Raw genomic sequence first — 7,173 nt, 5'->3', positions numbered from 1 at the left:
CAATGAATTGGATGCAATGGGAGTTCCTGGGTTAATGATGGAGCGCGTTCAAGTGTGTTCAAAGCTTTTTAAATTGCCCAAATTTAAAGCTGAAGCCATATTAAATGGCATGATTATAGATTCTAATTCAATGCAAAAAATTGCCGATGAACTTGAAGTCAGTGTGGATTGGTTATTAGGTGCAACAAGAGACAAGCAGCACTAAAACCTATAACCTAAGTACAACCAATCAATTTAAACTCGAGCTAATCAGATTTACTTGTAAACTCTGTTAGCTCTTGAGTTAAAAACGAATGAACAGCTATTATTAATGCTTTCTCTTGCTCCAGAGAATATTTCTTCCAACTTCTATAGATACAATAGGCATAATAGTCTCCTGCGGGATGACCCTAGTAACATCCATGCACTCAAACCACAATGATTTGAGTCCGACCTCGGTGCTCCAGTATTTATGATGAGGAAGATTTTTTATTTCGAGAGATTATTCTTATATAATAGAATAATGGAAGAAGCATAGGGATTACTAATAAAGTCAGAGTAACCTTAGCGGGATTAAGTGAATATTTCCATTGATAATAACTCAAATTTGGTGCGGATTGGGGATTATAAGCTTCATACATTAACATTGAAGTTAACGCCGTAAACTCCGAATGGATATATGTCCAATTAATACAAAGAATGGTTACTGAAACACAAACTAATCCTGCAATCAGAACAAAAATCCAATTATTTAATGAAAAACTGAACCCTAGAGCGCCAATCTTATTAAAAGCCATCCTAAAGCCAATGAGCATGATAATCAGGCTCAAACAGAACAATAATTGGACAATTGAGTTTTTCAGCAGTCCAATGTAACCAATTTGATTCGGGTCGATTTGGTAAAATGCTACTTGCGCAGGTGTTATAAAGATCAAAGCAAAGCGGAAGAATAGAAGGCTTACAATTATACCCAACACAATTAGTTTTTTCATATTGATAATTCGAACCAAGGAAATAGTTATTTAAATTATATATTGAGAATTCGTCTTGTGCCTTGATCACAGGGCACGGTTTAACCGCCCCCGTGATTTACTTTAGAACTTTTAGTAACTACCTGGGCATATTCTATGCTGATGTCATTTTATAGATAAAGCTTCAGATCTTTAAAGAATTCGATACACCCTGTTTTTTGAAGGTAACAATAAGATCAGAGTCCTTTGTCTTCAGAGCAATTGAATTGGGATCATAACCACTTGGCAATTTAAAAGACTGAGTGTAGTTATGTTGAGAATAACTATAACTTCTGCTGCCATTGTGGCTATGTGTTCTTTTCTGCATGAAATGAGTATTAATAATCAATAAACCATTCTTAACAGAAACATCAACTTTACTATCGGAGCCTTCAGGCTGTTTGATAGTATAAACGAGTTCGTTGTTGCGTTCTTCCATATGAATGTCTTGTGAAGAACCTAGAGTGTTTTTTGAGTTCATCAAATAAAGAGCGTTGTTATTAATTTGCTCAAACTGATGTTGCATTAATCTGTCTATAGCTTGTTGGATAATCTTAATTTGATTAAACGCATCATCATTGGATTGAAAAAACGGATCGTTATCGAATGGAAATGCAATTTGATTAGTACTTTTTTGCACCTGATTCCTGTCTTTGGCATTAACCAAAGACCCCATTGCAGTAAGCATGACCGCACACGATAAAAATAGAATGAATTCTTTTTTCATGCCCCCCCCTTCTTTATCAACCTATACCTAATTCAAAAATTTATATGACAGGGCTATGAACTACATGCCCTGCCTTCGTTTATCAATAAAAGGTTTAAACTGTTTAAATGGCTTGATCCATTGCGTTGCTAGTATAATCTCGCAGATAATTAGGGTAGTTTTTGTTAAAGAGCAATTTCTTTTTATGATGTTTCTCTAATAATTGCTCGAGTGCTAAAAAGCCATTACGAATAGCGATAAATAAATTGGGATCCTGCTTTTTACTAACTAACTCTTTTCCAGGTGTAGTTATATCGATGCATACCGTATAAAGCTTGTCTTTATGTGTATTATTTTTAGCTAAATCGACCGTCACCCTACATTTATTTATTTTGCTGTAGGCTCTTTTAAGTTTGTTAAAATGTCTATTGATATGATAATTGATCGCCGGTGTTGATGAAATACCGCGTATTGTTGTTTGAACTGTCGTCATAGTTTAAATCCTCTTAATTCTAATTTTATTAAAAGCAAAAATATAAACAAAAATTAAGTTATTTTATTACTAGTTAGATGAGTTCATTACAGTACTACTTGATTATATAACTCTCCCTAAAAATAAATGGCATTTACAGAGATAAGGTCAAAAAATTCATTTTCAAGAGCATGCATTTTAAGATTTTTCTGCATTGTTGCTTAGAGCAACATGTTTTAACCATAAAGGGTGAACGCCCATTTGAAAAAACAGAGTGGTCTATCCCCTAAATTAGTACCAATTCTTTGATGAGATTAATTATCCTATTGATCCCCAAGGGTCTAAGAGAAAATGTACTTAACTGGGTAGGTCAGATCTATTGGACCAAGTCATTTTTGTTCGTCACACTTCTAGGTGGCATATCAAAATAATATTAAAGTTCTTGCCGTTTAAATTGGAGATTGATTTTGAGACCTTTGCTTATGCTCTCTTTTCTAGCGATAAAGCCCCAAATTGGGGCTTTATCTTTGATTGATAGATAAATTAAATGTTTACTCTGTTATTTAAATCCTTGACTCAATTAGCCTAAATCCGACCGGAACAGGATTATCCTTAACTCTATCTGTCAACCTTCCTGTATATTGCTTTTTATAATAAGATCTTTGTTTTTAAGATCAAAACGATCGGCATTCATCACTTTAACCCAAGCTTTAACGAAATCATTAACAAATCTTTCTTTAGAGTCATCCATAGCATAAAACTCAGCCACAGCCCTTAACTCAGAATTGGCACCAAAAATTAGATCCACAGAGGTAGCTTTCCACTTCAATTGATTTGTATCCCGAGCATACCCTTCATAGACCCCCTCTTCATCCTTAGACTTTCTCCATTCTGTTGACATATCAAGCAGATTAACAAAGAAATCATTACTTAAAGTCCCGGGCTTATCAGTCAATACACCATACTGAGATTGTCCCGTATTCACATTAAGTACACGCATACCTCCAATGAGAACTGTCATTTCAGGAACGCTTAAATTCAACAAACTTGCTTTATCAACCAGCATTTCTGGCGGAGATTTTTGATTACTTTTATCAAAATAGTTCCTGAAACCATCTGCCGTAGGTTTCAGAACTTCAAAAGACTGCACGTCTGTCATAGCTTGAATAGCATCAGTCCGTCCAGGGGTAAAAGGTACTTGAATTGTATAACCTGATTTTTTAGCTGCTTGTTCTATAGCCGCACTACCTCCAAGAACAATTAAATCAGCAAGCGATATTTTTTTTCCTCCCGTTTGAGCTTTGTTAAAATCATTTTGAATTGTTTCAAGAGATTTTAAAACTTTCGCTAACTCACTCGGATTATTTGCTGTCCAATCTTTCTGTGGAGCAAGACGTATTCTTGCTCCATTTGCTCCTCCACGCATGTCAGTGCCTCGGAAAGTGGAGGCTGAAGCCCATGCCGTCCTCACTAGCTCTGCAGGAGTTAATCCTGAATTGAGTAGTTTTCTTTTAAGTTGCTCAACGTCCTGGTTATCAACTAAAGCGTAATCGACCTCAGGTACAGGATCTTGCCAAATCATAACCTCTTTAGGTACTAATGGACCAAGATACCTAGATCGCGGGCCCATATCGCGATGAATTAATTTAAACCATGCTTTGGCAAAGGCATCATCAAACTCTTTAGGATTTTCCAGAAAACGTTTGGCAATTTTACTATAAACTGGGTCGAATTTTAGCGCCAGATCTGTGGTTAGCATGATTGGCGAATGCCGTTTAGAAGGATCGTAGGCATCGGGAACCATAGAAGAGGCACTTTGATTATCAGGAATCCATTGAGTAGCTCCTGCCGGACTCTTAGTTTGAACCCAATTAAATGCAAACAGATTTTGCAGATAATTATGACTCCATCTTGTGGGAGAAACTGTCCAAGCCCCTTCCAAACCACTGGTAATGGTGTCTTTACCCTTGCCCGTACGATAACTGTTTTTCCAACCCAGATCTTGTTGTTCAATTTCTGCGCCAGCTGGAGCCGGTCCTAAGTTTTGAGTGGATGCAGCACCATGCACCTTACCAAATGCATGTCCTCCTGCAATTAGTGCCACTGTTTCTTCATCATTCATCGCCATACGACCAAAGGTCTCTCGAATGTCTTTAGCAGCCGCAAGCGGATCAGGTACCCCATTTGGACCTTCTGGATTCACATAAATCAATCCCATCACTGAAGCGGCAAGAGGCTTTTTAAGACTACCATCCTGGTTATGGCGCATACTCTCTAACCATTTTCCTTCTGCACCCCAGTTGATATTGACAGCCTCCCAGGCATCTTCACGTCCGCCAGCAAATCCCAAAGTATGAAAACCCATGGAGTCCATAGCGACATTTCCAGCAAGAACCAGTAAATCGGCCCATGAGATTTTATCACCGTATTTTTTTTTGATTGGCCACAACAATCGTCTAGCCTTATCAAGATTTGCATTGTCTGGCCAGCTGTTTTGAGGAACAAAACGTTGATATCCTCCATTAGCTCCACCTCGACCATCATAAATTCTATAAGTTCCGGCAGCATGCCAAGACATACGGATAAATAGAGGGCCGTAATTACCAAAATCAGCAGGCCACCAGTTTTGAGAGGTGGTCATGACTTGCTTAAGGTCTGCAATCACTGCATTGAGATCCAGAGTATTAAAAGCTGCTGCATAATTGAATTGTTCTCCCCTGGGACTAGCTGTCGCATTAGGCTGACGAAGCGGGGTGAGATCCAGCATATGAGGCCACCAATACTGATTGGTTTTAGGTGCGGTGTCTGCATGTAAATAAGGAAACAAACTTATCAAGAATAGAGTTACAGTCGCTGTGGCAATACAAAATTTAATTCGTTTTGGCATAATAAAAATCCCTTTCTTACCGGAAAAGTTACTATACACCAAGCAAAGTGGTGTTTAAATAATTTAGTTAATCGGGATTATCATTATCACATGTTATTATTTGTATCTTCCTATCAACAAAGTAAAAATTTACAGGTAAGATAGTTTTTAATGACTCGACAGATGTATCCAGAAACTTTGCCATTTCAAGGTGACGCAAATAACGCTTAATCTCTCGATTATTCGTAGAGTTGGAGCACCGAGATTTTAGTAACAATCCTTTTTTCACCGGAAATTCTTTAAAAAAAATGGAATCATAACTTACTATCAGTGAGCTTATCATCCGTGCATTACAGAAAACTACTTTAAGGTTGCAATAATTACAATTCGTAGGGTCGGCTTTTAACAAACCATCTCGTCGTGTTTTGTATTCTTTATGATCATAACCGATACAATCCTAGACCTCTTCCTCATAATAAGAAGTGCGCAAGGAATGCACTTTAGTCGTTTTGAATCCAAAGTCTGGGCGTTCACATTGAGCATAAGGCTACAAAAGGGCTTGACCAGAAAAGCTTAGCAAAATATTTTTATATTTCAATTTGAGTATTCAAAAGCTTAGCTGTATGGTAGTTAATACCTATGACAATAATTGTTTTATAATTTTAAGTCTATGAGCATTGCTATAGTTTGGTTCAGACAAGACCTTAGATTATCAAATAATCCTGCCCTTTCTAGCGCATGCAACGAGCATGATGTGATAATCCCTATTTATATTTTTGATAAAGAAACAAGTGTTCTCGGCAGTGCCCACAAGTGGTGGCTTTACTACAGTCTAAAAGAGTTAAATAGCTCCTTGGAAGAAGATTGGGGGTTAACATTAAACCTACGCTCCGGAAGTTCCCTTGAGATTCTTATGGGTTTAATTAAGGAATCCGGAGCTGTAGCTGTATACTGGAATCGCTGCTATGAACCAATCGCTATAAAACGTGACACAAAAATTAAAACTACCCTCCTAGAGCATGGTGTTGCAGTTCATAGCACCAATGGTAGTTTATTAAATGAACCTTGGAATATTAAAAACAAAAGTGGTGAATGTTTTAAAGTGTTTACTCCTTTTTGGAAACAAAGCCTCAAAATATTAACATTACCCAAACCCTACCTTATTACAAATCGTCCAACAAACTTAGAACTTCAATCAGAAGCTTTAGAGAAGTGGAACTTATTGCCTAAAAAACCTAATTGGGCTATTAATTTTTCTAAATATTGGCAACCTGGTGAGAAAGGTGCTCAAGAAAAATTGAAAAATTTCATTCAAAAAAAACTTCTGTCTTATAAAAACGATCGAAATATACCTATAGAAGACGGCACTTCAAAATTATCCCCACACTTACATTTTGGTGAAATTTCTCCCTGGGATGTTTTCAGCCATCTAGAACTGCTGAAGCTTGATGAGCAATCTAATTTAACTTCAATCGACCATTTTTTGTCAGAACTGGGTTGGCGTGAATTTTCGTATCATCTCTTATACAATTTTCCCAATCTACCTCAAGAATGTTTTAGAAAAGAATTTGAAATGTTTCCCTGGAATTCTGATGAAAAACTTCTTGATCACTGGAGAAAAGGAGAGACTGGCTATCCATTAATCGATGCCGGCATGAGAGAGTTATGGACTACAGGTTATATGCACAATCGCGTAAGAATGGTTGTAGCTTCTTTTTTAACTAAAGATTTATTAATTGACTGGCGTAAAGGTGCAGATTGGTTTTTAGATACCCTAGTTGATGCAGATTTGGCCAACAATAGTGCAAGTTGGCAGTGGGTTGCTGGTTGTGGAGCAGATGCCGCCCCCTATTTTCGTATTTTTAATCCGATTTTACAAAGCGAAAAATTTGATAGTAATGGAGATTACATACGTCAATGGGTTCCAGAGCTTTCCAATGTTAGTTCACAATACATTCATCAGCCTTGGTTAGAAAGCTCTTTAAAAACAGGAATCAAAATAGGAAAAGACTACCCCATACCTATTGTTGATCACAACGAAGCTAAAAAAAGAGCTTTAAAATATTACGATGTGATTAAACACTCTCGCTTAAATACAATAAAAGATATGAGAGATATCGATTAGTTATTATAAATTTAA

The 7,173-nt window shown here is 36.9% G+C and carries 6 protein-coding genes; 2 read left to right on the top strand and 4 right to left on the bottom strand.

Features of this window, described 5'->3' with window-relative positions; all coding sequences use genetic code 11:
* A partial coding sequence (locus Lbru_RS08280) for a hypothetical protein (protein ID WP_065235444.1) occupies window positions 1-205 on the top strand: 205 nt, incomplete at its 5' end.
* A gap of 244 nt (window positions 206-449) precedes the next feature.
* On the opposite strand, the gene Lbru_RS08275 is transcribed toward Lbru_RS08280, so the two are convergent.
* From Lbru_RS08275 to katG, 4 genes are all read right to left on the bottom strand, one after another.
* Window positions 450-971: a hypothetical protein gene (locus tag Lbru_RS08275; protein WP_058441721.1), complete on the bottom strand. Its 522-nt coding sequence runs from the start codon at window positions 969-971 to the stop codon at window positions 450-452.
* Window positions 972-1,134: 163 nt separating this feature from the next.
* Window positions 1,135-1,716 (bottom strand): Hsp20/alpha crystallin family protein, encoded by a 582-nt coding sequence (locus Lbru_RS08270; protein ID WP_058441720.1) that lies wholly within the window; start codon window positions 1,714-1,716, stop codon window positions 1,135-1,137.
* Between the two features lie 103 nt (window positions 1,717-1,819).
* A complete protein-coding gene (locus Lbru_RS08265; RefSeq protein WP_058441719.1) occupies window positions 1,820-2,188 on the bottom strand; it encodes an HPF/RaiA family ribosome-associated protein in 369 nt (122 codons plus the stop codon).
* 604 nt (window positions 2,189-2,792) lie between these two features.
* The gene (gene katG, locus Lbru_RS08260) at window positions 2,793-5,054 is read right to left on the bottom strand and encodes a catalase/peroxidase HPI (RefSeq protein WP_058441718.1); all 2,262 of its coding nucleotides are present in this window, start codon (window positions 5,052-5,054) and stop codon (window positions 2,793-2,795) included.
* 649 nt (window positions 5,055-5,703) lie between these two features.
* Between katG and Lbru_RS08255 the strand changes: the two genes are divergently transcribed.
* On the top strand, window positions 5,704-7,158 hold the full coding sequence (locus tag Lbru_RS08255) for a cryptochrome/photolyase family protein (RefSeq protein ID WP_058441717.1): 1,455 nt from the start codon (window positions 5,704-5,706) through the stop codon (window positions 7,156-7,158).
* Window positions 7,159-7,173: the final 15 nt, after the last annotated feature.

Origin of the sequence: Legionella brunensis (genome assembly GCF_001467025.1) — a bacterium.
GTDB lineage: Bacteria > Pseudomonadota > Gammaproteobacteria > Legionellales > Legionellaceae > Tatlockia > Tatlockia brunensis.
The sequence above is the reverse complement of the archived record's forward strand: the minus strand, read 5'-3'. Positions and strand labels throughout refer to the sequence as shown.